General features: G+C 62.2%; 21 protein-coding genes and 1 pseudogene. 5 read left to right on the top strand and 17 right to left on the bottom strand.

Going from position 1 to position 22,137, the window contains the following annotated elements; translation table 11 throughout:
• Positions 1–10 precede the first annotated feature (10 nt).
• Positions 11–1,453, bottom strand: a complete 1,443-nt coding sequence (gene dacB / locus P8H27_RS14375; RefSeq protein WP_289638253.1) for a D-alanyl-D-alanine carboxypeptidase/D-alanyl-D-alanine-endopeptidase — start codon at positions 1,451–1,453, stop codon at positions 11–13.
• A 256-nt stretch (positions 1,454–1,709) separates the two neighbouring features.
• Here dacB and P8H27_RS14370 point away from each other — a divergent pair, with 256 nt between their 5' ends.
• On the top strand, positions 1,710–2,054 hold the full coding sequence (locus P8H27_RS14370) for a YggL family protein (RefSeq protein ID WP_289638252.1): 345 nt from the start codon (positions 1,710–1,712) through the stop codon (positions 2,052–2,054).
• Positions 2,055–2,166: 112 nt separating this feature from the next.
• Here the strand turns inward: P8H27_RS14370 and P8H27_RS14365 are convergent, their stop codons facing one another.
• The 3 genes from P8H27_RS14365 to P8H27_RS14355 form a co-directional block, all read right to left on the bottom strand.
• On the bottom strand, positions 2,167–5,127 hold the full coding sequence (locus P8H27_RS14365; RefSeq protein WP_289638251.1) for an HD domain-containing phosphohydrolase: 2,961 nt from the start codon (positions 5,125–5,127) through the stop codon (positions 2,167–2,169).
• Positions 5,128–5,268: 141 nt separating this feature from the next.
• On the bottom strand, positions 5,269–6,333 hold the full coding sequence (locus P8H27_RS14360; protein WP_289638250.1) for an FUSC family protein: 1,065 nt from the start codon (positions 6,331–6,333) through the stop codon (positions 5,269–5,271).
• Positions 6,334–6,336: 3 nt separating this feature from the next.
• Entirely contained in the window at positions 6,337–7,668 is a 1,332-nt protein-coding gene (locus P8H27_RS14355) for a deoxyguanosinetriphosphate triphosphohydrolase (RefSeq protein ID WP_289638249.1), read from the bottom strand.
• A gap of 324 nt (positions 7,669–7,992) precedes the next feature.
• Here P8H27_RS14355 and P8H27_RS14350 point away from each other — a divergent pair, with 324 nt between their 5' ends.
• Entirely contained in the window at positions 7,993–8,370 is a 378-nt protein-coding gene (locus P8H27_RS14350; protein WP_289638248.1) for a DoxX family protein, read from the top strand.
• A gap of 121 nt (positions 8,371–8,491) precedes the next feature.
• Here the strand turns inward: P8H27_RS14350 and P8H27_RS14345 are convergent, their stop codons facing one another.
• The 5 genes and pseudogenes from P8H27_RS14345 to P8H27_RS14325 form a co-directional block, all read right to left on the bottom strand.
• Positions 8,492–9,427 (bottom strand): c-type cytochrome domain-containing protein, encoded by a 936-nt coding sequence (locus P8H27_RS14345; protein WP_289638247.1) that lies wholly within the window; start codon positions 9,425–9,427, stop codon positions 8,492–8,494.
• Positions 9,428–9,552: 125 nt separating this feature from the next.
• Positions 9,553–10,088, bottom strand: a pseudogene (locus P8H27_RS14340) (EAL domain-containing protein); the annotation flags it as partial.
• Positions 10,089–10,144: 56 nt separating this feature from the next.
• Entirely contained in the window at positions 10,145–10,480 is a 336-nt protein-coding gene (locus P8H27_RS14335; protein WP_289638246.1) for a hypothetical protein, read from the bottom strand.
• On the bottom strand, positions 10,477–10,860 hold the full coding sequence (locus tag P8H27_RS14330; RefSeq protein WP_289638245.1) for a phage holin family protein: 384 nt from the start codon (positions 10,858–10,860) through the stop codon (positions 10,477–10,479). Before P8H27_RS14330 ends, P8H27_RS14335 begins: the two co-directional genes overlap by 4 nt.
• Before the next feature lie 11 nt (positions 10,861–10,871).
• Positions 10,872–11,189, bottom strand: coding sequence for a YqjD family protein (locus tag P8H27_RS14325; protein ID WP_079201600.1), 318 nt, complete (start codon positions 11,187–11,189; stop codon positions 10,872–10,874).
• Between the two features lie 386 nt (positions 11,190–11,575).
• On the opposite strand from P8H27_RS14325, the gene P8H27_RS14320 reads away from it, so the two are divergent.
• Positions 11,576–12,784: an ammonium transporter gene (locus P8H27_RS14320; RefSeq protein WP_289638244.1), complete on the top strand. Its 1,209-nt coding sequence runs from the start codon at positions 11,576–11,578 to the stop codon at positions 12,782–12,784.
• Positions 12,785–12,847: 63 nt separating this feature from the next.
• On the opposite strand, the gene P8H27_RS14315 is transcribed toward P8H27_RS14320, so the two are convergent.
• Positions 12,848–14,119 (bottom strand): OprD family porin, encoded by a 1,272-nt coding sequence (locus P8H27_RS14315; RefSeq protein ID WP_289638243.1) that lies wholly within the window; start codon positions 14,117–14,119, stop codon positions 12,848–12,850.
• A gap of 225 nt (positions 14,120–14,344) precedes the next feature.
• Between P8H27_RS14315 and P8H27_RS14310 the strand changes: the two genes are divergently transcribed.
• Both P8H27_RS14310 and P8H27_RS14305 read left to right on the top strand, forming a co-directional pair.
• Positions 14,345–14,581, top strand: a complete 237-nt coding sequence (locus tag P8H27_RS14310) for a glutaredoxin family protein (protein WP_289638242.1) — start codon at positions 14,345–14,347, stop codon at positions 14,579–14,581.
• A 107-nt stretch (positions 14,582–14,688) separates the two neighbouring features.
• On the top strand, positions 14,689–15,606 hold the full coding sequence (locus P8H27_RS14305) for a chemotaxis protein CheV (protein ID WP_289638241.1): 918 nt from the start codon (positions 14,689–14,691) through the stop codon (positions 15,604–15,606).
• Between the two features lie 10 nt (positions 15,607–15,616).
• On the opposite strand, the gene zapE is transcribed toward P8H27_RS14305, so the two are convergent.
• From zapE to P8H27_RS14270, 7 genes are all read right to left on the bottom strand, one after another.
• The gene (zapE, locus tag P8H27_RS14300) at positions 15,617–16,753 is read right to left on the bottom strand and encodes a cell division protein ZapE (protein ID WP_289638240.1); all 1,137 of its coding nucleotides are present in this window, start codon (positions 16,751–16,753) and stop codon (positions 15,617–15,619) included.
• A 77-nt stretch (positions 16,754–16,830) separates the two neighbouring features.
• On the bottom strand, positions 16,831–17,484 hold the full coding sequence (locus tag P8H27_RS14295) for an HAD family phosphatase (RefSeq protein WP_289638239.1): 654 nt from the start codon (positions 17,482–17,484) through the stop codon (positions 16,831–16,833).
• A complete protein-coding gene (locus P8H27_RS14290) occupies positions 17,484–18,473 on the bottom strand; it encodes an ABC transporter ATP-binding protein (protein ID WP_289638238.1) in 990 nt (329 codons plus the stop codon). The genes P8H27_RS14295 and P8H27_RS14290 overlap by 1 nt, the downstream gene beginning before the upstream one ends.
• A 91-nt stretch (positions 18,474–18,564) precedes the next feature.
• Positions 18,565–19,359: an ABC transporter permease gene (locus tag P8H27_RS14285; protein ID WP_289638237.1), complete on the bottom strand. Its 795-nt coding sequence runs from the start codon at positions 19,357–19,359 to the stop codon at positions 18,565–18,567.
• The gene (locus P8H27_RS14280) at positions 19,346–20,185 is read right to left on the bottom strand and encodes an ABC transporter permease subunit (protein ID WP_289638265.1); all 840 of its coding nucleotides are present in this window, start codon (positions 20,183–20,185) and stop codon (positions 19,346–19,348) included. The genes P8H27_RS14285 and P8H27_RS14280 overlap by 14 nt, the downstream gene beginning before the upstream one ends.
• A complete protein-coding gene (locus tag P8H27_RS14275; RefSeq protein ID WP_289638236.1) occupies positions 20,185–20,991 on the bottom strand; it encodes an alkaline phosphatase family protein in 807 nt (268 codons plus the stop codon). The genes P8H27_RS14280 and P8H27_RS14275 overlap by 1 nt, the downstream gene beginning before the upstream one ends.
• 59 nt (positions 20,992–21,050) lie before the next feature.
• Positions 21,051–22,109 carry an ABC transporter substrate-binding protein gene (locus P8H27_RS14270; protein ID WP_289638235.1) on the bottom strand — a complete coding sequence of 353 codons (1,059 nt, stop codon included), beginning with the start codon at positions 22,107–22,109 and terminating at the stop codon, positions 21,051–21,053.
• Between the last annotated feature and the right edge of the window lie 28 nt (positions 22,110–22,137).

Raw genomic sequence — 22,137 nt, 5'->3', positions numbered from 1 at the left:
GCGCGAGGACTCACTTGTGCTTGGGTTGGCGATACAGGTCGATCAGTACCTGGTCGAGAATCGACGAGGCGCCCCAGGGCTTCGGGTCGTTGAGAATCGCCACCACCGCCCAGCTGTTGCCATTGCTGTCGCGACTGTAGCCGGCGATGGCGCGGACATTGTTCAGGGTGCCGGTCTTGATGTGTGCCTCGCCAACCAAGGCGGTGCGCTGCAGGCGTTTACGCATGGTGCCGTCCATGGCCACCAGCGGCAGGGAGCTGATGAACTCGGCGGCATAGGGGCTTTTCCAGGCAGCCTGGAGCAATTGCGCCAGCTCACGCGCGCTGACGCGTTCGTCGCGCGACAGGCCGGAACCATTTTCGATTACCAGGTGCGGGGCGGTAATGCCCTTGCGCGCCAGCCAGCCACGGATCACGCGCTGCGCGGCCTTGGCATCGTCGCCATCGGCTTCGTTGCGAAACTGCGCGCCGAGGCTGAGAAACAGCTGACGGGCCATGGTGTTGTTACTGTATTTGTTGATGTCGCGGATGATCTCCACCAGATCCGGGGAGAAGGCGCGGGCCAGCAGGCGCGCATTTTTCGGTACCTCGGCGAGGCGATCCTGGCCGAGGATCTTGCCGCCCAGTTCCTGCCAGATGGCCCGTACGGTGCCGGCCGCATAGCCGGGATGGTCGAGCAGGGACAGGTAGGTCTGGGCGCTGCAGCCCTCTGCCAGTTTGCCGCTGACGATCACGGTGGTGCCGTCGAACTGCTTCACCGGGTTGTAACGCACATCCGGCCAGCCCGGGCATTTGCCTGCCGGCAGCGCCTTGACCCGATTGTCGATGCGGATTTCGGCAAGCGGCGGTTCGACTGCGATATGCACCTTGCCGCCGTCGGTACGCGCGACGAAGCGCAGCGCCTTGAGGTTGACCAGCAAGGCGTCGGGGGTGACCAGATAAGGCTTGTTGGAGTCGTTGCCGTCGTCGTTGAAGGTCGGCAGCGCGGGCTGGTTGAAGTGGCTGCGGTCAAGCACCAGGTCGCCGCTTATCTGCTGCACGCCGTTGGCGCGCAGGTCGCGCAGCAGCAGCCAGAGCCGCTCCATGTTCAGCTTGGGATCGCCGCCGCCTTTGAGAAACAGGTTGCCGTGCAGCACGCCGTCTTTCAGTGGGCCGTCGCTGTAGAACTCGGTTTTCCACTGGTGCGTCGGGCCGAGCAGTTCCAGGGCGGCAAAGGTGGTGAGCAGTTTCATGGTCGAGGCCGGATTGACCGACACGTCGGCGTTGAAGAAGCTGCTGTTGCCTGGGCCGGTAAGCGGTAGGGTGACCACCGACAGCGATTGGCTGCTGATTTTGTTGGTTTTCAGCGACTGTTGCACTTTGCTTGACAGGCTGCTGTTGACGGCCGCATGCGAGGGCAAGGCGAGTGGCAGGAGCAAGGCGGCGATGGCCAGTTTGCGCAAGGTGTTGATCATGGCTGGATACCCGCCAGGCGAGGGTTGGAGAGCACGAGCGACATGTACAGAAGATCCCGTCGAGGTTTTGCGAATTGCCGCACATTATGCCCAAGATGCTCCAGGGCCGTCATGCCTGCGCCGTTCAGTGGTCGGCGTAAATGCGTGCTCAGGCGGCTTAGCGGCGTCGCGCCCATCGCCTGGCGGGCAGAGAGGCAGGCAATTCGGGCAGCAAGCTGCTAAAGTGCCGCGCGTTATCACTTTTGAGGATTGTTCCATGGCTACTAACCGTTCCCGCCGTTTGCGCAAAAAACTCTGCGTGGATGAATTCCAGGAGCTGGGTTTTGAGCTGAACCTGAACTTCAAAGACGATCTGGCCGAAGAAGCCATTGACGCCTTCCTCGATCAGTTCCTGCGTGACGCCATGACCGCCAATGGTCTGGGCTATGTCGGCGGCGATGACTATGGTCTGGTGTGTCTGGCCAAGCGCGGTTCGGTCAGCGAAGAACAGCGTGCCCAGGTCGAGGCTTGGTTGAAAAGTCGCGATGAGTTGGTCGACATCACTGTCAGCCCACTGATGGACGTTTGGTATCCGGAAAGCACTATCAATACTCCGGCCTGATGTCTGCCGGCTGGGCATGCCCGCATGCCCAGCCGTTGCTTCAGCGGTGCTGCCTATGCCTGCCTGTGCCTTTCCCTGCCTTCCGTAAGACCGCCTCAAGCCCAGCCGACGGCTAGCCTGTCAGGCCGGCTTTGCTCAGTACGCTGAGTTCGTCTACCTCATCGATCTGTTGTGCGTGCATAAAGCGTTCGGCGTAGTGCCGATAGACTCCCGCGCGGACGAACAAGCGAAACAAGTCTGGATCTATGTGTGCGTCCGCGCACATGGCGGCCATGATGTTCAGCGATTCCGAGAGCCGCTTGCCCTGCTTGTAGGGTCGATCCGCGGCAGTCAACGCCTCGAAAATATCGGCTATCGCCATCATTCGTGCCGGCAGGCTCATCTGCTCGCGCCGCAGGCGTTTCGGATAACCGTTGCCATCCATTCTTTCGTGATGGCCACCGGCGATCTCGGTGACGTTCTGCAAGTGTGCGGGGAAGGGCAGGCGGTCGAGCATGAGAATGCTTTGCACGATGTGGTGGTTGATGATGTAGCGCTCTTCGCCCGTCAGGGTGCCACGGGGAATGCTCAGGTTGTGCAGTTCGCCGCGGTTGAACTTGTACTTGGGAACCTCGAGTTTGAAACCCCAGGGATTGTCCGGCGGGATGATTTCTGTGGCCGCACGTTCGATCAGGTGCTCGGGCTTGTCGGCCAGCAACGGTTCTTCGACTGGCAGGTTTGGCGCGGGTCGCCGCTCATGGCGTTGGGTCTCTTCCCAGGACAGGCCGAGGCGATCATCCAGGGTGCGTATCCAGGTGCGTGTGGCGATCTGCTGCAGGCGCGCCAGATCTGCCTCGGCCATGGCCTCGCTGCCCAGATTACTGCGTGCGACCAAGGCGAACTCATCGTCCAGGGTGGCCAGTGCGGCATCGCGCAAGACGGCCAGCCGCGCCTGCTCGCCCCCCTGCGCACAGCCTTGCCAATAGGCAATCCAGGCGTCGCGCTTGAGTACCTCGAAGCGCGTGCGCACTTCATGAATGCGATCGTAGAGGGCCTCCAGCTTGGTCGCCTTGTCCACCACGTATTCGGGAGTGGTGACCTTGCCGCAATCATGCAGCCAGGCGGCGATATGCAACGTCTCCCATTCCTCGGCGTTGGGGCGATAGTCGCGAAAGGCCGGCGCATCGCTGTCGGCCGCTGCGCGGGCCAGCATCAGGGTGATTTCCGGCACACGCTGGCAGTGACCGCCGGTGTAAGGGCTCTTGGCATCGATGGCGCCAGCGATCAGCTGGATAAAGGCATTGAGCAGCTGTTTCTGCCGTTCCAGCAGGCGTTGGCTGTCGATGCACAGCGCCGCCACTCCAGACACCGCCTCGACGAAGGCCACGTGCTCGGGGCTCTGCATGGCCAAATCGGATGGTTCGCCACGGTCGCAGTGCAGCAGCACCAGGACTCCCAGGGTGTCGCCCTGGCGGTTGCGCAGGCCTGTCGCAAGCAGGTGCACCCGCGGGCTGTCGAGGGCCTGCAGCAGGCTCCTGTAGTCGCCGGCCTGGTCGAAGCCGAGCGAAGTTATCGCGCTGTTACCGCCACTGGCTGCTTGTTGCAGCCAGGTGGGCAGCTGGCTGGCGGCCTTGGCGTAGCCGCGAATGCCGTGTTTGCCGAGGCTGTGTTGTGTGCCATTGAGAAACAGGCCGTGGGGCTCCAGGCGTCCGCTGTCGGCGTCGATCAGGTAGATCAGGCCACCGTGGGCCGCGCTGATGGTCACGGTTTCCTGCAGGATCCGTTCAAGCAGGGCATCGAAGTGGGTTTCGGCGCAGAGGCTGGCAGCGATGTCGAGGAAGCTGGAAATAGTCTCTTTCATCCGCGCCATGGACTCGGCCAGTTGATCCACTTCCAGCACTGGTGAGTGGCCGCTGGGCGGGTAGCTGAAGTCGAAGCGACGGATCGCTTGCGCTTCCAGTACCAGGGCGCGCAAGGGTTTGGCCACGATGCGCGAGGTTAGCCAGCCCAACGGCAGGCACAACAGCAGCGTGGTCAGGGTGATCAGCGCACCTTGCCAGCGGATGCGGTAGGCGTCGGCCAGCAGTTCGTCTTCCGGCACCAGTAACGCCAGGTACAGTCCTTGCGGGCCGCCTTCCTGTAGATGATGGCGTGACACCACCCAGCGCTGCTTGCTCAATTCCATGACGCCTTGTCGTGAGCCATCCAGGCCGTCGGCGAACAGTGCGGCGAGTTCGGCGCTGAGCTCGCGTGCCGGAATCAGATGCGGTTCGCCGTTATTCGTCATCACCAGGCGTGCGCTGTCGGGATAGGCCACGGCGTTGCCACTGGCGTCGAACAGGACGACTTGGCTGTTGCTCGTGACCTGATGCTGGGCCAGGGTCGCCGAGAGGTCGGCCAGGGTCAGGTCGGCGCCGAGCACGGTCTCGCCGGTGCCGTGACGGGCGATGGTGGTGCCCACTTCTCCCGTGGAGAAAAACACATAAGGGGCCGTGGTGAAGTGCTGGTCACTGGCCAGGGCGCTGCTGTACCAGGGGCGAGAGCGTGGGTCGTAGCGCTCCTTGAGGTTCTGTCGCCAGCTGAGCAACTGCAGGTTGTCGTCGAAGAACTGGTATTCGGAGTCTGGGCGCGCCTGACCTAGGCGGTTGATGCTCCATACTTGGAAGGCCGCGTCGGGTGGGGCGTCGAAGGCGTTTTTCAGCGAGTCGCTGCGGAGCGGGCGAACCATGAAGAAATCGCCATCCCCATAACCCAGGTAGAGCGAGGCGAGCTTGGGGTTGTCGCGCAGGGCCTGGGCGAAGAGCGGTAGCAGCGCCATGCGCTCATAGCGATCGTGCCCGTGGATTTGCTCGGCGCGGGTCAGCAAGCTGAGCAGGCGACGGATCGGCTGATAGGTGTGCTGGAGATCCTCCTGCACATCCTGTTGGATGCGCTCGAACAGCTTGGCGCTGCTGGAGAGAATGATCTGGGTGTTCTGCTGGTAGTTGAACAGCCCGAGCGCCACGCCGGTCAGCAACAACAGCAGGGTGAACAACAGGCTGATATGTACATGCAGGGGGAAGAGGTGGTCGCGGGGCCTGGCGGTGCTGGGCATAGCGCGTCACTCCGTGAATTGCGCTGCGGGCCGAGAAAGCATAGTGAAGGGGGCCGAGGGCTGCCGGCTAAAAGCGGAAAATCATAAGAAAATTTCTGTTTAGAACGGCGCTATGTAGGCGTATCGGCCTGCTGTCTCGACTCAAGGCGTCTGGTGAGGAGCGGCCATGCGCTTTGCGTGTTTTTCCAGCAACTGCTGCACGCCGTGCATCAGCAGGGCGACGAACAAGGCCAGAATCACGCCAAACAAGGCGTTGAGCAAACGCACTTCGGCAAGCTGCCAGTCTTGCGCCAGGCTTTCGGCCAGCAAGACGAAGCAGACGGTGGTTTGCAGCACGAACAAAGCATAGTGGTTGGCTTGTATGGCACGGTTGAGGGTTATCAACGGCAGCAGAGTGGCGACCATCAGCGCTGGATCCTGCAGGCTGTGGCCGAGCAAAATCAATAACCCGGCAGCCCCTAGGCTGGCCAGGCTCGATTGCAGGGCGCGCACCAGGCTGCCCTGGAATTCCAGCTGCAGGGTGGTGACCACGGTCAAGGTCAACCAGTAACCACGTTGCAAATCGGCCAGATTGACGACCAGGCCGGCAAGCGAGAAGGCCAGGGTGCAAGCCAGCGCATGCAGGCGCCACTGCTGCCGAGGCAAGCGCTTGGCGTGGCGCTTGAGTACTTTGAGCAGGCTGACGAAGCGTGGCATGTACGGCCACATGCGCAGGCCATGCATGCCGCGCAGGCCGAACGCCAGGAGCATCACCCAGAGACCGCCGAGGACGAACAAGGTGGCAATGGCGAGCGGTTTATCCAGGTTGCCCAGGCCTTGCTGACCTTGGCCCAGGCACAAGCAGACGGCCAGGCCTATGCCGAGTTTGCCGGCCTCGCTGCCAAAGCGTTGCAGCCAGGCGAGCAAGCAGCCAAAGGCAGCGAACAGACCGAGACTGAGCAGCGGATCGCTGGCCGCCCAGAAACCCAGACCGGCACTGCAGGCGCCGAGGCCGATGAGCATCAACATGCGCAGCATGCCGAGGCGGTGCAGGGGGTTGGCCTGGGCGGCCTGAAAGGCGCCCACCGAGGCCCAGAGAAAGCCCGGGTGGCCGCTGAACAAACCCAACAGCAGGGGCAGGGCGCAGCCGAAGCCGGCGACCATCGCCGGCCCCCAAGCCGGCGGGCCGGCATGCCAGCTGAAGGTTTTGCGTAGCACGCTTTTCATGGATTACACCGGGCTCGAACGTCCCGTCATTTCACGGGCCATTTCAGTAGCGTAGCTGTCGGTCATGCCGGCGATGAAGTCGATCATGCGCAGAAACGAGCTATACAGCGATCCGTGCGGATCCGGCGCGTTGTTGCCGAGCAGGTCGAGGATGCGCCGGTGCTTGAACGATGGCGTGCGTCCGCCGTGCTGCTCCAGTGCGGCGCCACAAAAGGCGTTGAGGAGGATTTCCAGGGTGGTGTAGGCGCCGATCTCGTGCAGGGTCTTGCGCTTGTCCTGGAAGATCTTCTCCCGCGCCATGTCCTTGGCGCTCTGCACGCAACGCTTGGCGGTGCCGTGCATATGCTCGACCAGGTCGCCCTGCAGGGTGCCGCTCAGCAGGGCGTTCTGTTGCTCGACAAAGGCGTAGGCGGCGGCGTTGGTCAGGTGTTCGATGGCCTTGCCGCGCAGGATTGCCAGTTTGCGTCGTTTGGAATCCTTCGGGCCAAGCTGGCGGTAGGTTTCCGGCAGGTCGTCACCGACCAGGTCGAGGAGCAGGGCCTCGACCTCGCGGTAGTCGAGCAACTCCATCTCCAGGCCATCTTCCAGGTCAATCAGGCCGTAGCAGATGTCATCCGCCGCCTCCATCAGGTAGACCAGCGGATGGCGCGCCCAGCGTTGTTCTTCCAGTTGCGGCAGGCCGAGCTTGTGGGCGATTTGCTCGAGCAGCGGCAGCTCGCTCTGGTAACAACCGAACTTGTGTTTCTTGTAGCCGAGCGCTTCGGCGTGACGCGCCGTCCAGGGGTATTTCAGGTAGGTGCCGAGGGTGGCGTAGGTCAGCCGGGTGCCGCCGTCGAACTGGTGATATTCCAGTTGGGTGAGTACGCGAAAACCCTGGGCGTTGCCTTCGAAACTGAGGAAGTCGCCGCGTTCGGCGGCGCTCATGGAGTCCAGCCAGCCACGCCCGGCGGCCTGCTGGAACCAGTGACGAATCGCATCCTCGCCAGAGTGGCCGAACGGCGGGTTACCGATGTCATGGGCCAGACACGCCGACTGCACGACCATGCCCAGGTCGCTCGGCTCGCACCAGGCGGGTAGCTCGGAACGAATCATTTCGCCCACGCGCATGCCCAGCGAGCGGCCGACGCAGCTGACTTCCAGCGAGTGGGTCAGGCGCGTGTGGATATGATCGTTGCTCGACACCGGGTGCACCTGGGTCTTGCGTCCCAGGCGGCGAAAGGCACCGGAAAAGATGATCCGGTCATGATCTTTATGAAAGGGCGTGCGGCCCAGTTCATCGGCGCTGTGCGTCGGTTTGCCGAGTCGTTCGCGATTGAGCAGTGTTTGCCAGTCCAAGGCCAGTCCTCGCCATTCAGTGGCAGATGGTTCCTAGCTTCGGGGTTGCCGGACTTTCCTGCAAGTATCCAGGCTTGCTCGTGTCGCAAGGCAGGGATGCGGGCAGTGTGCGGCACCGCTCAATTTGGCTTCGAGTGGCGGAAGGCGGGTGGCATTGCTAAGGTCAAATCAAGCTGCGAATGGAGGCATCCTGCCAGCTGGGGCTTGTTACGTGAAAGCATGCCCCTGCTCATCGGCACTTCCCGCAACAGCGAATATAGGGTGATCCACTGAAGCAGGCCGTTAGCGTTCGCTTAAACGGTTTTCTCTCATAATGGAGGATGTATGAATAATGCAATCGTCTTGGTCGCTCGGCTGCTGCTGGCTCATATTTTTCTGTTGGCCGGATTCAGCAAGATCACCGGTTATGCCGGTACCCAGGGGTATATGGAGAGCATGGGCGTGCCCGGCGCGCTGTTGCCGCTGGTAATCGCGTTGGAAATCGGCGGCAGTCTTGCACTGATCTTCGGTTTTCTCACTCGCTGGGCGGCGCTGGCGCTGTCCGCTTTCTGTATAGCGTCCGCGTTGATTTTTCATAATAACTTTGCCGAACAGACGCAAATGATCATGTTCATGAAGAACCTCGCCATGGCTGGCGGATTGCTTCTGCTTTACGTGCAGGGTGCGGGCGCCTTCAGTGTCGATGCCCAGCGCGGTAAGTAGTCGCGCCGTCCCAGTGACCTGCTGCATGAGGGGCGGATTTATCCGTGAAAACCCTGAGACGGCGATAAAACTTCGCGGATAAACCCGTTTGTATGCTGGATCTGTCGGGGAGAAGGCGCGGCTAACGTGAGCGTGGCCTGATCCGCTCGACCAGTACGCTGCCGTCCCGCATCAGGCGACCACGCACTTGCACGTAGTCGCCGGCTTGGGGCGAATGATCGATGCGCGTCTTGGCGTCGATCTTGAGCGGCAGCGTATCCAGCCGCCAGTTGGCGCCGAGCGTGCCTTGCAGGCGCACCTTGGCCCCGCTCGGCACCGGTGCGGGTTTGCCCTGCGCATCGCGTGCCCCTTGATTGACCCAGTCGACGATCAGGCTAATTTCCGTCTCGTCGAGAAAGGGTGGGCCATCGTATGGCATGCGTGGCCGGGACTGCCCGCGGATACGCCGCACCAACTCGCTGGCGTCTGCCGAACCGGGTACTACCCGCGCGCGGTCGGCGTAAGCCAGGGTCGTCGCATAGGAAGACAGCAGATAGCCCTCGGGCGCGGCCCCCATCAACCCATGAGGCGAATGGCATTTGGCGCAGCGTCGGGCGAAGATCGCTTCCACATGGCTGTAGTTCGGCATAGTGCCAGGCGTGGCTGCAGGCGCCGCCCCAGGGCCGGCCGCTGCGTCTGTTGCGCGTGGGGCGACAGCGGGCTTGAGTCCGGCGGCAATCCAGCGTTCAAACAGGTCGATCTCGGCGGCGCTGAGGAAAGGCGGGCCGCTCAGCGGCATGCGTGGTTGGCTGATGCCTTTGAGACGCTTGATCAGCTCGCTGCCGGCGGGATCGCCGGCCTGCACGACAGGGCCACGTTGGCTGCCCTTGAGTAGTTGTGCAAGGTTCTCGAGGCGCAAGCCCAACGGCGGCTGCGGCCCGGCATGGCAGAGCACGCAGCGGTTTTGCAGGATCGGTGCGATATCGCTGTAGGTCGGTTCTGCAGCGGTGCCCTGTAGGCCTGCGAGCAGGGCCAGCACCAGGGTAATCGCAAGCTTGCGGGGGGCATTATCAGGCATGGAGAACCACGTCTCAGGGTTGCCTCTCGGTCTTTCAAGCCTAGCTGGTGCCCCGTTGCGGGCGGAAAATTTCAGCGTGCAAAGCTGCAGTAGCGACCGCAGGTAAGCATGTCTGTGCTTACAGCGGCTATAAGCCTGCAGCCGGTTTTCTCGACCATCTGCGTCAGGGCTTTGACCACTTCGCCGCTGGGGCCGCCCCAGGCCGCTGCCTGGAACAGGCGCATATCCAGCTTGAGAATGCCCGGCGGTAAGGCCAGCAGCCGATCGAGTTGCGAATAACCAGCACCGAAGTCATCGATGGCGATGCGCGCATCGGCTTCACGGGAACGCGCGACCACGCCGGGCAAGCGCTGGCTGGCGCCGCCCAGTTCGGTAATCTCGAAGACGCTGCGCGATGGGTCGATGCCGCTGCGCTGCAACTGCTTCAAGCTGGGTAGCGGCTGGGCGGGGCGCAGTTGGCGAGATATTCAGGCTAAGAGCCAGTCAATGGGGCTCCATGGAAGCGCGCCAGGGCCTGTTCGCGGCAGCGGGAGGTTTTCGCAGCGCTGCGCAGTGGCTCGGCCGAGTGCAGAGGGCCAGCGGCAGTGTCGATAAAAGGTTGAAAGACGGCGAGCAGTTGACCGTCGAGCGCCGGGCACTTCCTTCGCTTATGGGCAGGCAGCAAAACGCCGCGAAGTGCGGCGTTATGGTGCAGCTAGGCAAGATCGAGTGGCACGCTTATGGGGCCTTTGCCTCGTTGTCAGTGCCTCGCGGCGGGTTGCGCCTGAGCAGCGGGAAGGCGATCAGGGCGATGCGCAGCCAGCGTCGCCAGTTACCGCGGCGTATACCCAGCGTTGCCAGCAGTAGGGCGCCACCGGCGACCCAAAGGGGTGCATTGCTGTTGCCCAGCTCTTCACGCCAATGGCTGCTGAAATACTGCGCCTGGCGTAGCGGTTGCAGGATCACCAGGGTTTCGTGGCGCAGTTCCTGGCGATGCATTTCCAGGCGCAGGCGCAGCATGGCTTTGCGTAACTCGCTGCGCGAGGCCTTGGCGGGCAGTTCAGGTAGGCTCATGGCAGCAGTTGCTCGCGGTCACGGGCCAGTTCTTCGAGGCTGGCACTGAACGGTGGAGGGGCATTGCGCAGGTGTGTCAGCAGGCGTAGCAGGCAAATCAGCAGGCCCAGGGAATAAGCCGCGCACAGAAGGATGATCACGGTCAGCCGATGGCTATCCCAGAAACTGATCAGCAGCGCAGCGGAGAGGCCAATCACCAGGAGCAGGCCAAACAGCAGACTCAGGCTAGCCAGTACCAACAGACGAAGTGTATGGCTTTGCTGTTCTTTCAGCTCTTCGCCAAACAGTGCGATATGGCCATGTAATAAACCCAGCAGGGCACCGGCAAAGCGTCGCGGAGAGGCGCCGCGGCTGGGTGTGGAGGGCGGTGTGGCGTCCATGTCTTCTCTCATCAGCGCCGCGTGATCAGCATGCCCAGCAGCAAACCGATAGCGGCGGCAACGCCCAGAGTCTGCCAGGGATGGGTTTGCACATAACCCTCGGTTGCCTGGACTGCAGCCTTGCCGCGATCACGTAGCGAGTCTTCTGCATTGTGCAAGGTGGAGCGGGCGCGGCCTAGGCTGGTGCGGATCTGTTCGCGCAGCTCTTCGGCTTGCTCACCAACCAGGCTGGCCGAATGTTGCAGCAGTTTTTCAGTGTCGCTAACCAGTGCCTGAAATTCGTTGAGCAGTTCGTCCTGGCTGGTTGCGCTGGCGTTTTTACGAGGCATCGGGTCTCTCCTTGAGCGGTTCTGTTCAGTGTAAGTGGTTCGAGTGTTGTGCGGGGATTGGGTTCCTTCTTCATATTGCCAGGCGGTTTCAGCTGCTGACCGATCATGCACTGGTACAGCGCTTGCATCGTACTGGTGCGCGCCCTTACTGAAGTGCTCTTTTATGGAGCTCGGCAAGGGTCGGCCTGGACGCCATGGTGCATTGATAAGTTACTAATAAATATAGATTAAGTACCTCTTGTGCGGTTTTGACAGGAACCATCTTGGTGCCCTGGATAGCGGCGCTACATGAGGCGTGTCGGTTGTTGTGCTGCCATATGGTGCGTCTGCAGCCACGAATGACCCGCTTTGGTGCTTTTTCCCTAACCACGGAGTTTTCTTCGCTAATGGAAAACATCAATAGTGCTGTGGAAACCCTGATTCACGGCTCAAATACCCTGTTTATCCTGCTCGGTGCGGTCATGGTATTGGCCATGCACGCCGGTTTCGCCTTTCTCGAGGTGGGCACGGTTCGCCAGAAGAACCAGGTCAACGCCTTGTCGAAGATCATCTCCGACTTTGCCGTGTCGGCCCTGGCCTATTTCTTTATCGGCTATTGGATTGCCTATGGGGTGAACTTCCTCGAGCCGGCGAGCGTGCTGACCGAAGGCAATGGTTATGCCTTGGTCAAGTTCTTCTTCCTGCTGACCTTCGCCGCAGCGATTCCGGCGATCATCTCCGGCGGTATCGCCGAGCGCGCCAGGTTCGGTCCGCAACTGTGCGCCACTGTTCTGATCGTGGCCTTCGTCTATCCGTTCTTCGAAGGCATGATCTGGAACGGCAACTACGGCGTACAGGGTTGGCTGGAGGCGCAATTCGGTGCGCCCTTCCATGACTTCGCCGGTTCGGTGGTGGTGCATGCCGTGGGCGGGTGGCTGGCCCTGGGCGCGGTGTTATTGCTGGGGCGGCGTAACGGGCGCTATCGCGACGGCCGGCTGGTGGCCTTCGCGCCGTCGAATATTCCGTTTCTCGCCCTGGGTTCGTGGATCCTGATCATCGGCTGGTTCGGCTTCAACGTGATGAGTGCGCAGACCCTGGGCAGCGTCAGCGGCCTGGTGGCGGTCAATACCCTGATGGCGATGGTCGGCGGCACCGTGGCGGCCTTGCTGGTTGGGCGCAATGACCCGGGATTTCTGCACAACGGCCCGTTGGCCGGCCTGGTGGCGGTCTGCGCCGGCTCCGACCTGATGCACCCGGTCGGCGCCTTGGCCACCGGCGCCATCGCCGGGGCGCTGTTCGTCTGGGCGTTCACCGCGACCCAGGTCAAATGGAAGATCGACGACGTGCTCGGCGTCTGGCCGCTGCACGGCCTGTGCGGCGTGTGGGGTGGGCTCGCCTGTGGGCTCTTCGGTCAGCAGGCCTTGGGCGGCCTGGGTGGTGTCAGCCTGGGCAGTCAGCTGGCCGGTACCGTACTGGGCGTGCTGGTGGCGTTGTGCGGTGGCTTGCTGGTGTATGGTGCGCTCAAGGCGTTGGTCGGCATTCGCTTGAGCCAGGAAGAAGAGTTCAATGGCGCCGACTTGTCGATCCACAAGATCGGCTCGCATAGCGAGGACTGACCAAGGCGATCTAAAAGGTAAAAAGCCCGCTCGAATGAGCGGGCTTTTTACTTTCAGTCAAGGTTACAGCAGGGGGATGGTGTAAGAGACGATCAGGCGGTTTTCGTCGAGTTCGCCGAGTGCGTCGGAACGCACCGTGGCGTTGCGCCATTTCACCCCGAGGTTCTTCAGGGCGCCTTCCTGGACGACGTAGCCGATGTCCATGTCGCGTTCCCACTCCTTGCCCTCGGACAAGGCTGCACCGCGGTCGATGTTGTCGCCGCTGATGTAGCGGGTCATGAAGGTCAGGCCGGGGATGCCGATGGAGGCGAAGTTGAAGTCATAACGCGCCTGCCAGGAGGTCTCGTCCTTGCTGGCGAAATCGCCGATCTGCACGTAGTTGACCAGAAACGGGTCGGTGCCGTTGAGATAGGCATAACCGGTATCGCCGCTCATTTTCTGGTAGCCGAGGCCGAAGCTGTGGCCGTTCAGGGCGTAGGTGAACATGGCGCCGACGTAGTTGTTGTCGATGTTGCTGCGGCCGTCGTCGGTGGAGCGGGCGTAGCGCAGGTCGGTTTTTAACGACTGCTTGTCGGCGATCGGCAGCACGTGCACCAGGTTGAAGATGTGCTGTTTGTACAGTTCTTCCAGCTCGCCGTAGTGGTAGCTGGTGGTCAGGTTGTCCTGCCACTTGTAGGACAGCCCGGCGAAGTTGAAGTCGTCACCCTGATTGCCGTTGCTGCCGAACTTGAAGTTGCGTATGCCGCCCGCGCTATTAACACTCAGATCCTCGAAGTCGCTGGAGTCGCGCTGATTGAGCTCCTTCAGTTGCCCCGCATCGACCGTCAGGCCGGCGATCTCCTGGGAGTTCAGGTGGCCGCCGAGGAAGTTCTGCGGCAGCAGGCGCGAGTCGTTGGCCGACACGCTCGGCAGCTTGGGCATCAGGCCGCCGACCTTGAGCACGGTCTTGGAGACCTTGGCCTTGAGCGTGGCAGTCGCTTCGGAGTATTCGCCCGGCCCCTCATCGCCGAAAGTGCTTGGCAGCAGGTTGGTGCCGGCACGCTCATCCGACGAATCGAGTTTCAGGCCCAGGCCGGCATAGGCGTCCAGGCCGAAACCGACGGTACCTTCGGTAAAGCCGGACTCGGCTTTGAAGATAAAGCCTTGTGCCCACTCCTCACGTTTGGATTGCTGCGCGGCGGTGGTGTGGTGCAGGTCGCGATTGAAATAGAAGTTACGCAGCTCCAAGCTGGCTTTGCTGTCTTTGATGAACTCGGCGTGAGCCAGGGATGGCAGGGTGAGGCTGGCGCCCAACGTGGCAAATGCCACTGCTTGGGCGAGGCGTGTTTTACTCATTATTATTGTCTCCATGATGGTGTGCGGCCCGGTGCATGACCGGCCTGTTACGGCGCTGTGGAATAAACCACGAGCGCGCCCGGCGAGCCTTTAGACTTTAGTCGGCACGCTTTATTTATCAATGAGTTGAGCGTGACTGGCGAGTCAAGCCCGGCTTTTCCGCCGGAGGACAGTGTTAAGTCCGACAGACTGCTAGACTGCAAGTCCCATCTATGGAGGCCTGCGATGCTCCCTGAATGTCAACTGTACGGCACCCTCGGCTGTCATTTGTGCGACGTGGCCGAGGCGATGCTGATGCCTTTCGTCGAACATGGTTTGCTGGTCGAACTGATCGACATCGTCGAGCGTGAAGACTGGGTCGAGCGCTATGCCTTGCGTATCCCCGTGTTGCGCCGTTGTGATACCGGGGCCGAACTCAACTGGCCGTTCGAGGCCGAGCAGGTTGTGGAGTTCTTACGCTGAGTGTCTTGGCGGCGGCGATCCGGGGCAGTAATTTTTGCCCGATTAAGCGAACCCAACTGTTAGGCTTTAAGCATGTACAGGCCTGAGTTTGAAACGGAGGGTGGTCGATGAGTGTGGTGTTGGGGGATGCGTTATCGCTGTTGTTGTTCCGTTTGCACAGCGGCAGGTTGTTAGGCATCAATCTGCTCAAGGTCAAGGAAATCATTCCTTGCCCGGGATTGACCAAGTTACCCAATCGCCACCCCCACGTGCGCGGCGTGGCAAGTCTGCGCGGCGCGTCCTTGATCGTCGTCGACCTGGCGCGGGCAATTGGCGAGCGTGGCGAGAGCGACAGCCAGGACGGTTGTCTGATCGTCACCGAATTGAGCCGCTCGCGGCAGGGCTTGCATGTGCAAAGCGTGGAGCGAATCGTCCAGTGTTCCACCCATGACATACGCCCGCCACCGGCGGGTGCCGGGGCGCGAGCCTTTATCACTGGGGTGACCCAAATCGATGGTGCCATCGTGCAGATTCTCGATATCGAGAAAGTGTTGCACGAGATCACCCCCGCAGCCCCGGAGGAGGTCGATGAGCAGTTGCTCACCGATGCCGAGCGCAAGCTGCTGCGCGGTCGCCGCGTCTTGGTGGTGGACGACTCCCACGTGGCCCTGCAGCAGACGCTGGCCACCCTGCGCAAGCTCGATCTGGATTGCCAGGCGGTGAGAAGCGCCGCTAGTGCGCTGGATGTATTGCTTGCCCAGCATCTGGCCGGGCTGCCGATCGAGGTTCTGGTCTCGGACATCGAAATGCCGGAGATGGACGGTTACAGCCTGGTTCGGCAAATTCGTCGGCGCAGCGACATTGGCCAGACCTACGTGCTGTTGCACACCTCGCTGGACAGCACCATGAACACCGAAAAGGCACGCTCGGTAGGCGCTAACGCCGTGCTCACCAAGTTTTCCACCGTGGATCTGAGCAAGGCACTGCTGCACGCGTTGCAAAGCCTTGATGGTGCGCCAGAGCGTTCCGCCCTGGCAGGCCGCTGAAAAACGACGGCTAGTCGCTCTGCTGGTGCTGACCAAAACGTTGCAGTTGCATTTCCTGCAGACGACTCAGGGTGCGGCGAAAGGCAAAGCTCAGGTAGCCCTCGCAATAGAGTTCGCTGAGGGGCACCTGGGCCTCGATATACAGCGGCACCTTGCGGTCGTAGCACTCATCGACCAGGGCGATAAAGCGCCGCACGCTGTCATCCTTGACCGACAGCGTGGGCAATTGGCGATCACCGGCCAGTACACGCTCGACGCCGTCTTCGGTGCCGCGGGCGATCTTCGCCGCGCGTTGCGGGCTGCTCAGGTTCGGTACTTCGCTGAGCAGGATGGCGCTGAAACGGTCGCACAGGGCGATAAAGTCCATGGCGGCCAGGGGCTGTTCGCAGAGGTCGGCAAAGCGGCACCAGACCGCCGTGGCGCAATGGCGCACCACTTGCAGGCTGCGCTGGCCCAAGGGCAGCGGCTCCGTACTGCTCGGCCTGCCGGCGGCCAGCTGGCTGAACGGCCGATTGAGCACACAGGGAATCCCGGGGGTGGCGACCCAATAACGGCTATGGCTGACGCCTGGATGCAGGCGGTGGTCTTCGTCGCCGTCGATGGCTACCGCCTGCATATGACGTTGCAGGGCGGCAATAGCCGGGAGAAAGCGTTCGCGGTTGAAACCATCGGCATACAACTGTTCGGGCGGCTGGTTGGAGGTGGCGACCAGCACCACGCCCTGCTCAAACATCACCTGAAACAGGCGGCCGAGAATGATCGCATCGCCAATATCGCTGACGAACAACTCGTCGAAGCACAGCACCCGTACTTCTTCACTCAACTCTCGGGCCAGGGCCTGTAGCGGGTCGGCGGTTCCGGTCAGCTGGAACAGGCGGATATGCACCCAGCGCATAAAGTGATGGAAGTGCTGGCGCCGCGCCGGCACGCGCAGGCTGCGGTAGAAACTGTCCATCAGCCAGGTTTTACCGCGGCCCACCGGGCCCCATAGGTAGACTCCGGTGGGGGGCTGCTCGGGGTTGCTTTGATGCAGCGCCTGTTGGCAGCGGTGCAAGGCTTGCGCGGCGCGCCATTGCGCCGGGTCGGATTTGAAGCCGTCGCGGTCAATGGCCTGCTGATAGGCGGCCAGGGGGGAGTCGTTGGGCATGGTGGCGTGGTGCAGTTATCGGCGGTGGGGCGCTTTATAGCCTGTGATGGCCTGCGCACGCCAGTTTCCGTTTTGCATCAGCGCCAGTGCAGAATCGGCCAGCCGGCTTGTTGTGCGTGTTGCCGCAGGGTTGGATCGGGGTTGACCGCGTGGGGTTTGTCGACCACTCGCAGCAGCGGCAGGTCGTTGCGCGAATCGGAGTAGAAGTAGGCCCCTGCGAGGCTTTCGCCGTGTTCTTCCAGCCAGCTGTGCAGACGCCTGACTTTGCCTTCGCGGTAGGTCAGCACGCCCTGGGTTTTGCCGCTGTAGTGGCCGTGCTGTTGTTCCAGGTCGATGGCGAGCACTTCTTCGACCTTGAGGCGGCTGGCGATGGCGCTGACCAGGAAGTGCGCCGAGGCGGAAATCAGCAGAATGCGGTCACCGGCGATCCGGTGGTTGCTCAGGCAGCGGATGGCGTCGTGGTAGAAAATCGGTTCGATCACTTCTTCGACAAAGGGCTCGACCACCTGGGCGACTTCCTCGGGCGTGCGTCCCACCAGGGGCGAGAGGGTGTAGGCCATGTAGTCTTCCATGGCCAGTTCGCCGGCGCTGTACTGGCGCATCAGGGCCTGCTCGCGGGCGATAAAGCGCTCGCCGTCGGCCCAGCCGAGCTTGACCATTTCCGTGCTCCACAGGCTGGCGCAGTCGCCGCCGATCAGGGTTTCATCCAGGTCGAAAATTGCCAGGGCCATCAGGCCACCTCACAAATTGCAGAGTCTTCGATGTTCAGCTTGATGCACTGGCCGCAGGCGTGCATGTCGCTGGCCGAGCGATTCAGTACATCGACCAGCAGTTCGACGCCGCCTGCCTCGACACGGTAGCGGATGACGTTGCCGAGCAGGCTGTGGCTGCGGATCTGCGCGGCGATGCTGCCTTGTGCGCCGATCTGGATGGCTTCCGGGCGGATGGCGACACTGCTGCCGATCGCTCGACCGAACAGGCGGCTGGCGGTTGCGGCATCGAGCAGGTTGTAGTTGCCGATAAAGCCGGCGGCAAAGGCATCCGCCGGTGCCGTGTAGAGGGTCTCGGCATCGCCGCTCTGGACGATCTGGCCGGCGTTCATCAGGAAGATACGGTCGGACATGACCAGGGCTTCCTCCTGGTCGTGGGTGACGAAGACAGTGGTCAGGCCCAATTCGCGCTGGATCTGCCGGATCTGCTCGCGCAGGTGTTTGCGAATCCGTGCATCGAGGGCCGACAGCGGCTCGTCGAGCAGCAGCAGGCGCGGGCGGGTGACCAGCGAGCGGGCCAGGGCCACGCGCTGGCATTGACCGCCGGACAGCTGTTGCGGATAGCGCCCGGCGAAGTCATTGAGCTCGACCAGCTCCAGCACCTCCTTGACCCGCTGCTCGGCCTCGCTGCCCTTGACCTTTTGCATGCGCAGGCCGAAGGCGACGTTCTGCTGCACGGTCATATTGGGGAACAGCGCGTAGCTCTGGAACACCATGCCGATGCCGCGTTTCTGCGGGGCGACCGGCAGCAGATCCTGGCCATCGAGGCGTATCTGTCCGCCGTTGACTCCGGTCAGGCCGGCGACGCAGCGCAGCAGGGTGGACTTGCCGCAGCCGGAGGGGCCGAGCAGGGTGATGAATTCGCCCTTGCCGATCTCGCAGTTGATGTCGCTGAAGATGGCGGTGGGGCCATAGCTTTTATGCAGGCCTTGAATAGACAGGTAACTCATTGCAGATCCTTATTGACGGTCGTCACAGGCGCCGGCTCGTATCGGTGTTCGCGTGGATCGCTGGCGCGCGGGCTCCTGCACGCGTGAACGATCACGATTTATCCTGGTTCAAGCGGTTGGCCGCCCAGGTCATCAGCAGCACGAACATAAAGTAGGAGATCACCAGGGCGCTGGTGAAGTGGCCGCTGTCGTTGCGCATGTTGTACAGGTAGACCTGCAGGGTCTCGTAGCGGCTGCCGACCAGCAGGTTGGCGAAGACGAATTCACCGAACAGGAAGCTGAAGGAGAGGAACACCGAGACCATCAGGCCCTTGCGCAGGTTGGGCAGCACCACCATAAAAGCCGCGCGCCAGGTGCTGGCTCCCAGCAGGTGGGCGGCGTCCATCAGGTCGCGCAGGTTGATGGCCTGTAGGTTGTTGCTGATCGCCCGGTACATAAAGGGCAGGGCGATGGTGAAGTAGGTGCCGATGAGGATCCAGGGCGTGCCGAGAATCGCCAAGGGGCCGCCGGCGAACAGCTGCATCAGCCCCACCGAGGACACCACCGGGGGGATGGCGAACGGCAGCAGGATCAGCACGTTCATCAGCGCGTCCAGCTTGGGGAAGTGGTAATGAATCACGAACAACAGCGGCAGAATCAGCAGCAAGGCCAGCGCCAGGGCGGCAAAGCAGACCAGCAGCGAGCGGCCGAAGGCGGCCAGGAAACGCTCGTCGCTCCATAGCGCCAGGTACCACTTGAAGGTCAGGCCGCTGGGCAGAATGCTCGCCGACCAGCTGCTGGACAGCGAATAGAGCAGGGTGCCCAGTAGCGGCAGCAGAAGAATGATGAACAGGCCGTAGACCACCACTTGGTGGAACAGCGGTGAGCGGTTTTCAGCGGGCGACATGGTAGCTCCGGCGCAGCAGCCATTGGTGAATCACGGTGATCAGGGTCATCAGACCGACCAGGATCATCGCCAGGGCGCTGGCCATATTCGGGTCGAGGAAGATATCGCCGGAAACCATGGCGGCAATTCGAATCGGCAGGATGTTGAAGTTGCCGGTGGTCAGGGCGTACACGGTGGCGTAGGCGCCCAGGGCGTTGGCCAGGAGGATGACGAAGGTGCCGAGCAAGGCCGGAGCCATCACCGGCAGGCCGATATGCCGCCAGAATTGCCAGGCATTGGCGCCCAGCAGCTCGGCGGATTCGCGCCAGTCTTGGTGCAGGGCATCGAAGGCCGGGTAGAGCAGCAGTACCCCCAGCGGGATCTGAAAGTAGCTGTAGAGCACGATCAGGCCGGTCTTGGAGTAGAGGTTGAAGTCTTCGATGATGCCCATCTGCTTGAGCAGGATGGTCAGCGCACCGTTGAAACCGAGCAAGATAATGAAAGCGAAAGCCAGCGGCACCCCGGAGAAGTTGCTGGTCATATTGGAGAAGGCCATGACGAAGTCGCGCAGCTTGCTGTCGACCTGGCGCAGCGAATAGCTGCCGAGGATGGCGATGCTGATGCCGATCAGGCTCGACCAGAAGCTCACTTCCAGGCTGTGACGGATCGCCTGGCGGTAGAAGGGCGAGGCCAGGGCTTCCTGGAAATTGCCCAGGCCCCAGCCAGCGCCGCTATTGAGGCTGTGAGTGGCTACCCAGAGCAGCGGGGCGACCTGGAAGGCGATAAAGAACAGGGCAAAGGGCAGCAGGCACAGCAAGGCCAGCCACTTGCCACGCAGGGCGGGCATCATGCTAACAGCTCCCGGCAGAAGGGCTTGTCATGGGCCACGCCCAGCAGCTCGCAGACCGTGCCGCACAGCTCCAGCTGCTTGGGCTGGGCGCTGGGGTCGAGGCTGAAGGCGCTGCCGAGCACGATCAGCGGCACTTCGCGCTCTTCCGCCAGCAGGCCGTTGTGCGAGCGGTCGTTATTCATGCCGTGGTCGGCGGTGACTAGAATCTGGTAGCCGGCCTCCAGCCAGGTCTGCAGGTATTCGGCCAAGAGCACATCGGCCCGACGTGCGCTGTTGCGGTATTGCGGGCTATCGAGGCCATGCTTGTGGCCGGCGTCATCGATATTCATCGGGTGCACCAGCAGCAGGTTGGGTCGATGGCGCTGGCGCAGGCTGTCGGCATCGGCGAACAGGTGCGAGTCCGGGTAATGGTCGGCGTAGTAGAAATGGCCGTATTGAATCGGCAGCGCCTCGTCCGCCGTGTGGCGGTCGCGGGCCGCCTGGAAGGGGGCGCGGTTGTACAGCTCGCTGATCCAGTGATAGGCCGCGGCAGCGGTGGTCAGGCCGGCGTCGCGGGCGTAATGGAAGAGGCTGCGTTGCCTCGATAGGCGCACCACATCGTTATGCACGATGCCGCTGTCGATGGGCGCAACCCCGGTGAGTATGGCTTCGTAGAGTGGCCGCGAGAGTGCCGGCAGTTCACAGTCGAGCTTGTACAGCGCGGCGCGCCCGGCCTGGCAGTAAGCCTGCAAATGGCCCAGCGCATGCTGGGCCACCTGGAAACTCAGGCCATCCAGTACGACGAGGATGACGTTGTGCGACATGGTTAAACGCCTTAGCAACCGAAGCGGCCCTGGCGGGTACAGCCCAGGGCCCGATTGGATTAGTTCATATGGATGATGACGTGCTCTTGCCACAGGCGCGGCAGGGCTTTGGAGGTGGCTTCCCAGACGGCCGCATCCTTGATCGGCTGCACCTTGGCGTACTGTGCCTGGGGCAGCAGCTTGGCCTGCACCTCGGCCGGCAGGCTCAGGTGCTCGGCGCGGATCGGCCGGGCGTTGCCCTTGGCCAGGTTGATCTGGCCGGCGTCGCTGAGGATGTATTCGCGGGCCAGCTTGGCCGCGTTGGGGTTTTTCGCCCACTTGTTGATGATGGTGCTGTAGCCGGAGATGACCGAGCCGTCAGAAGGGATCAGCACCTCGAAGCGTTCGGGGTCGATCTGGTCGCGGTAGCTCAGGCCGTTGAAGTCCCAGACCACGCCGACTTCCACTTCGCCTTTTTCCAGGGTCTGGATGGTCGGGTTGGCCAGCGACAGGCGGCCTTGCTTGGCCAGTTCGGCGTATAGCTCCAGTGCCGGTTTGACGTTGCCTTCATTGCCGCCCATGGCGATGGCGGCGGCCAGCACCCCGTTAACCGCCTGCGCGGCGGTGCTGACGTCACCGGCAGACACCTTGTATGTGCCGGTCTTCAGGTCGGCCCAGCTGGTCGGGATGTCCTTGACCAGCTGCTTGTTGACGATAAAGGCGATGGAGCCGGTATAGGCCAGCATCCAGTGGCCGTCCTGATCCTTGGCCCAGGCCGGGATCTGCTCCCAGGTGCTCGGCTTGTACGGCTGGGTCACCCCCTGCTGCACGGCGATGGGGCCGAAGGCGGCACCGACATCGCCGATGTCGGCGGTGGCATTTTCTTTCTCGGCGGCGAACTTGGCGATTTCCTGGGCCGAGCTCATGTCGGTGTCCATGTGCTTGAGGGCATAGCGCTTTTCCAGGTCGACCCAGGTGTCCTTCCAGTTGGCCCAGCTATCGGGCATGCCCACGCTGTTCACCGCGCCTTCGGCGCGCGCAGCCTGTTCCAGTGCTTGCAAGTCCGTTTCAGCGGCCATGGCCGAGGTGGCCAGGGCGATGGCCGAGCCCATTAGTGACGCCAGCAGCAGTTGCTTCATGGGAAACTCCTTTGCGATCAAAGTGCGT

It is taken from the genome of Pseudomonas sp. sp1636 (assembly GCF_030376615.1).
In the GTDB taxonomy this organism is placed as follows: Bacteria; Pseudomonadota; Gammaproteobacteria; order Pseudomonadales; family Pseudomonadaceae; genus Aquipseudomonas.
Note: the sequence above shows the minus strand (reverse complement) of the source record. Positions and strands in the feature narration are given on the sequence as shown.

Bases quoted from the DNA above. Each gene is read 5' to 3' on its own strand.
- dacB (WP_289638253.1), bottom strand. From the start codon at position 1,453: ATGATCAACACCTTGCGCAAACTGGCCATCGCCGCCTTGCTCCTGCCA.
- P8H27_RS14370 (WP_289638252.1), top strand. From the start codon at position 1,710: ATGGCTACTAACCGTTCCCGCCGTTTGCGCAAAAAACTCTGCGTGGAT.
- P8H27_RS14365 (WP_289638251.1), bottom strand. From the start codon at position 5,127: ATGCCCAGCACCGCCAGGCCCCGCGACCACCTCTTCCCCCTGCATGTA.
- P8H27_RS14360 (WP_289638250.1), bottom strand. From the start codon at position 6,333: ATGAAAAGCGTGCTACGCAAAACCTTCAGCTGGCATGCCGGCCCGCCG.
- P8H27_RS14350 (WP_289638248.1), top strand. From the start codon at position 7,993: ATGAATAATGCAATCGTCTTGGTCGCTCGGCTGCTGCTGGCTCATATT.
- P8H27_RS14345 (WP_289638247.1), bottom strand. From the start codon at position 9,427: ATGCCTGATAATGCCCCCCGCAAGCTTGCGATTACCCTGGTGCTGGCC.
- P8H27_RS14335 (WP_289638246.1), bottom strand. From the start codon at position 10,480: ATGAGCCTACCTGAACTGCCCGCCAAGGCCTCGCGCAGCGAGTTACGC.
- P8H27_RS14330 (WP_289638245.1), bottom strand. From the start codon at position 10,860: ATGGACGCCACACCGCCCTCCACACCCAGCCGCGGCGCCTCTCCGCGA.
- P8H27_RS14325 (WP_079201600.1), bottom strand. From the start codon at position 11,189: ATGCCTCGTAAAAACGCCAGCGCAACCAGCCAGGACGAACTGCTCAAC.
- P8H27_RS14320 (WP_289638244.1), top strand. From the start codon at position 11,576: ATGGAAAACATCAATAGTGCTGTGGAAACCCTGATTCACGGCTCAAAT.
- P8H27_RS14315 (WP_289638243.1), bottom strand. From the start codon at position 14,119: ATGAGTAAAACACGCCTCGCCCAAGCAGTGGCATTTGCCACGTTGGGC.
- P8H27_RS14310 (WP_289638242.1), top strand. From the start codon at position 14,345: ATGCTCCCTGAATGTCAACTGTACGGCACCCTCGGCTGTCATTTGTGC.
- P8H27_RS14305 (WP_289638241.1), top strand. From the start codon at position 14,689: ATGAGTGTGGTGTTGGGGGATGCGTTATCGCTGTTGTTGTTCCGTTTG.
- zapE (WP_289638240.1), bottom strand. From the start codon at position 16,753: ATGCCCAACGACTCCCCCCTGGCCGCCTATCAGCAGGCCATTGACCGC.
- P8H27_RS14295 (WP_289638239.1), bottom strand. From the start codon at position 17,484: ATGGCCCTGGCAATTTTCGACCTGGATGAAACCCTGATCGGCGGCGAC.
- P8H27_RS14290 (WP_289638238.1), bottom strand. From the start codon at position 18,473: ATGAGTTACCTGTCTATTCAAGGCCTGCATAAAAGCTATGGCCCCACC.
- P8H27_RS14285 (WP_289638237.1), bottom strand. From the start codon at position 19,359: ATGTCGCCCGCTGAAAACCGCTCACCGCTGTTCCACCAAGTGGTGGTC.
- P8H27_RS14280 (WP_289638265.1), bottom strand. From the start codon at position 20,185: ATGCCCGCCCTGCGTGGCAAGTGGCTGGCCTTGCTGTGCCTGCTGCCC.
- P8H27_RS14275 (WP_289638236.1), bottom strand. From the start codon at position 20,991: ATGTCGCACAACGTCATCCTCGTCGTACTGGATGGCCTGAGTTTCCAG.
- P8H27_RS14270 (WP_289638235.1), bottom strand. From the start codon at position 22,109: ATGAAGCAACTGCTGCTGGCGTCACTAATGGGCTCGGCCATCGCCCTG.